Annotated in this window: 5 protein-coding genes; 4 read left to right on the top strand and 1 reads right to left on the bottom strand. The window is 62.2% G+C overall.

Annotated features, from left to right (window positions below; genetic code table 11):
* Positions 1–67: 67 nt before the first annotated feature.
* Positions 68–247 carry a YdcH family protein gene (locus EN991_RS27645; protein WP_013529217.1) on the bottom strand — a complete coding sequence of 60 codons (180 nt, stop codon included), beginning with the start codon at positions 245–247 and terminating at the stop codon, positions 68–70.
* Positions 248–486: 239 nt separating this feature from the next.
* Here EN991_RS27645 and EN991_RS27640 point away from each other — a divergent pair, with 239 nt between their 5' ends.
* From EN991_RS27640 to EN991_RS27625, 4 genes are all read left to right on the top strand, one after another.
* Positions 487–690: a DUF465 domain-containing protein gene (locus EN991_RS27640; RefSeq protein WP_013529216.1), complete on the top strand. Its 204-nt coding sequence runs from the start codon at positions 487–489 to the stop codon at positions 688–690.
* Positions 691–1,054: 364 nt separating this feature from the next.
* The gene (locus EN991_RS27635; protein ID WP_127369939.1) at positions 1,055–2,044 is read left to right on the top strand and encodes a TIM barrel protein; all 990 of its coding nucleotides are present in this window, start codon (positions 1,055–1,057) and stop codon (positions 2,042–2,044) included.
* Between the two features lie 41 nt (positions 2,045–2,085).
* Positions 2,086–3,138, top strand: coding sequence for a substrate-binding domain-containing protein (locus EN991_RS27630; protein WP_024502965.1), 1,053 nt, complete (start codon positions 2,086–2,088; stop codon positions 3,136–3,138).
* 68 nt (positions 3,139–3,206) lie between these two features.
* Positions 3,207–3,633: ATP-binding cassette domain-containing protein (locus EN991_RS27625; RefSeq protein WP_164769404.1), on the top strand; the 427-nt coding region annotated here is incomplete at its 3' end.

Genomic DNA, 3,633 nt, shown 5'->3' with positions numbered 1-3,633 from the left:
TTTCCCGGCGGCGGGGAGCCGCCGGGAAAAGAGGCCGCGGATACCGGGCGGCTATGTCAGGAGGGCATCAATGCGTGGTCGGTTTTCCTCTTAGTTTTTCAATCTCGTCCTTGAGTGCCAGCTTGCGTCGCTTAAGATTCACGATTTCGAGGTCGTCGACCGATGGATGATTCATCGCGTCATCGATTTCACGTTCGATGTCGCCGTGTTTCCGCTGCAACTCATCAAGATGGGATGCAAGAGACATGATTGGTTCTCCCTTTCATGGTTTTCCTCGATTGCAACCGTCACGGCGCGTCCACCGCAGGTTCGCTTCTGTGACGGCACGGTGACAGTGTGTCACCTTCCGCGGGCGATGTCGAATGATCCGTGGTAGCATTCCACGACACTGTGAAATGTGATATGGGCTGCACGCCGGTGACAAAACACCCGGCCCCGCCCAATCAGGCCCAGCTTTGGGCGCCGCAGACGTGCAGACGGTAGAGAATGTCCGATCAGGAACAGGCCGATATTCGCCTCGAATTTTCCCGCCTGAAGCAGGAACACGCCGATTTCGATGCAGCCATCAACGCGATGATCGCCATGGCCTGCGATCCGCTGCAGATCCAGCGCATGAAGAAGAAGAAGCTGTTCCTCAAGGACCGGCTGATGGCGCTGGAAGACAAGATCATTCCCGACATCATTGCTTGAACGATGTGAAGTGCTGACGCTGATCGAGCGCCAGGCAGCGGCGATCTGCATCTCCCTGCGCGGTCGTGTGACGGTGCCTTTGGCCGGTCAATCGTTGGGCTCTTTTTCGCCGGTGCACTAGCCGCGACGGCGCGTCCTGCCGGGCGATCTCGCACATGGAGCACCTCGAACTCGACGGCTTCGTCGCACGCTCTCGGTCAGTGATCCCACCGTTCTGACGGATTGTCCGGCGACGCCGCTGGGAAACCTGCGCCTTCGCGCGGCTCAGCCCCGGCCGTCGACACAGATCACCGCCCGCCCCTCAAAACAATAACTTTACAAATATTTGTATTTATGTGAAGTCATGACGATTGAAGGATCGACCATGACAGCCACTCGTTTCGCCACGCGCCTAAATTCCTTTGCCTCGCGGCCGCAGGCCGAATGGCCTGATCTTACCGGCAAGCCGTCGCTGCTGCAGATGGCGGCGCGCGCCGCCAAGGTCGGCGGGCTTACCGATCTCGACCTCAACTTTCCCGACCATGTCACTGAAAAGCCTGCGGAAATCGCCCTCAAACTGAGCGATCTCGGGCTTTCTATCAATGGCTTTGCCATGCGCTACTACTCCAACCCCGCCTTCAAGCTCGGCGCCTTCACCAATCCGGATCCGGCGGTGCGCCGCGAGGCCATCGACCTGACCAAAGCCGGCATCGATGCCGTGCGTGAGGCCGGCGCCAGCCTGATGACGCTGTGGCTCGGCCAGGATGGCTTCGACTACGCCTTCCAGGCCGACTATGTGACGCTTTGGCAACACGAAATCGAGGGGATTCGTGAAGTAGCCGCGCATGATCCCGACTGTCAGATCAGCCTTGAGTACAAACCGAACGAACCACGCTCCTACAGCCTGATGCCGGATGCGGCGACGACCTTGCTGGCGATCCGCGATGTCGGCCTGCCCAATCTGGGCGTCACCCTCGATTTCGCCCATGTGCTCTATGCTGACGAACAGCCGGCCTTTGCCGCGGCCCTGGTGGCGCGCCACAGCAAGCTGCTCGGCGTGCATCTGAACGACGGCTACGCCAAGCGCGACGACGGCCTGATGGTCGGCGCGGTGCACACGCTGCAGACCATCGAGCTGCTCAGGCAGATTCGCCGCGACGGTTACGCCGGCGCCATCTATTTCGACACGTTCCCCGACATGACCGGGCTCGATCCGGTGCGCGAGTGCGAAGTCAACATCGCCACCGTCAAGCGCATGCTGCGCGTCGTCGACCGGCTGGAGCAGGACAATCGCCTGTCCGCCGCCATGGACAGCCAGGATGCGGTGACGTCGCAGGCCATCATCCAGGAAATCATGCTCGGGCCGGATAGCTGAGGCATCCGCACCATTATCGTTTTCAACAAGGGAGGAATACAATGAAACTTCTGCTTGCCACTGCTACCGCCGCACTGATGGCGCTGTCGATCGGCTCTGCCTTTTCGGCCGACCTCGCGCCGCTCAATTCCGACACGGAAAAGGACCGCATCGACTGGTCGCAGGTCGAGGCCAAATTCGGCGCGTTCCCCAAGCTGCCCGAAGGCACCAAGGCAGGCGCCGTCTCCAAGACGCTGACCAATGAATACTGGCGCTCGCTGGGCGAGGGCTACACGGCATTCGGCGCCAAGGTCGGCGTTCCCGTCGTCTATCAGGCAGCGCAAAGCGAGGGCGACCAGCTCGGCCAGCTCACCATTGCCGAAGGCCTGGTGACCCAGGGCTACAACGTGCTGCTCGTCTCGCCGCAAACGGATGCCAATCTGCAGCCGATCATGGAGCAAGCCAAGGCCGCCAACGTGCCGGTGGTCAACGTCAATGACGCCGTCATCCCGCAGGCCGAACATTATGTCGGCAATGTCCAGCGCGACAATGGCGTGCGCGTCGCCAAATGGTTCATCAAGAACCGTCCGGATGGCGGCAAGGTCGCCATCGTCGAAGGCCAGGCTGGCGTCTATGCCGCCGTGCAGCGCACCGACGGCTTCAAGTCGACCATCACCGAGGCAGGCAAGTTCGAGGTCGTCGCCAGCGTTCCCGGCAACTGGGACCGCCAGACCTCCTATGATGCGGCCACCAACATCCTGCAGCAGCACCCCGACCTGATCGGCTTTTATGCCAACAATGACGGCATGGCGCTCGGCATCGTCGAGGCAGTCAAGGCCGCCGGCCTGCAGGACAAGGTTGCGGTCTTCGGCACCGACGGCATTTCCGACGCCTATGCCTCCATACGGGCCGGCGAACTGACCGGCACGGTCGACAGTTTCCCGGTGCTGACCGGCGAAGTGGCGTTGGAAACTGCTCTGCGTCTCGTCGCGGGACAGAAGCTGCCCCGCGTCGTCGCCACGCCCCAGGCACTGATCACCAAGGACAATGCCGACCGCTATTCCGGCGCCGGCGCGCGCAAGGCACTGCTCGAGGACGCGGCTGCGGGCCAGTAAGGCCAATCGGCGAGTGCCGGCCAGAGCAATTCGCTCCCGCCGGCACCGTTGCCCGGAGATAGAACCCAATGTCACCCCGGCTGCAATTCCAGGGCATTTCCAAGCTGTTTCCGGCCGTGCGGGCGCTTGACGGCGTGTCGTTCTCGGTAGGTGCCGGTGAAATCCACGGCCTGCTCGGGGAAAATGGCGCCGGCAAGTCGACGCTGCTGCGCATCCTGTCTGGCGTCCACACGCCGACAGCGGGAAGCGTCCTCATCGACGGCAAGCCGGTTACACTCGCCAACCCGGTCGCCGCACGCGCTGCGGGCGTCGCCATGATCCATCAGGAATTGCAGCAGGTACCACGCCTTAGCGTCGCCCAGAACATGTTCTTAGGCCATCCGCTGACGCGCGGCGCCATCTTCGTCGCTCGGCGCGAACAGGAGCGCCGTGCTGCGGAGGCTCTTGCGGCCATCGATCCCTCCATCGATCCGGCTGCACCCCTCGGTACCCTGA

Source organism: Mesorhizobium sp. M7A.F.Ca.US.005.03.2.1 (genome assembly GCF_003997795.1).
GTDB classification, from domain to species: Bacteria; Pseudomonadota; Alphaproteobacteria; order Rhizobiales; family Rhizobiaceae; genus Mesorhizobium; species Mesorhizobium ciceri.
The sequence above is the reverse complement of the archived record's forward strand: the minus strand, read 5'-3'. Positions and strand labels throughout refer to the sequence as shown.

What these genes read in the sequence shown, in the direction of transcription:
- EN991_RS27645 (WP_013529217.1), bottom strand. Translation starts at nt 247, where the DNA reads ATGTCTCTTGCATCCCATCTTGATGAGTTGCAGCGGAAACACGGCGAC.
- EN991_RS27640 (WP_013529216.1), top strand. Translation starts at nt 487, where the DNA reads ATGTCCGATCAGGAACAGGCCGATATTCGCCTCGAATTTTCCCGCCTG.
- EN991_RS27635 (WP_127369939.1), top strand. Translation starts at nt 1,055, where the DNA reads ATGACAGCCACTCGTTTCGCCACGCGCCTAAATTCCTTTGCCTCGCGG.
- EN991_RS27630 (WP_024502965.1), top strand. Translation starts at nt 2,086, where the DNA reads ATGAAACTTCTGCTTGCCACTGCTACCGCCGCACTGATGGCGCTGTCG.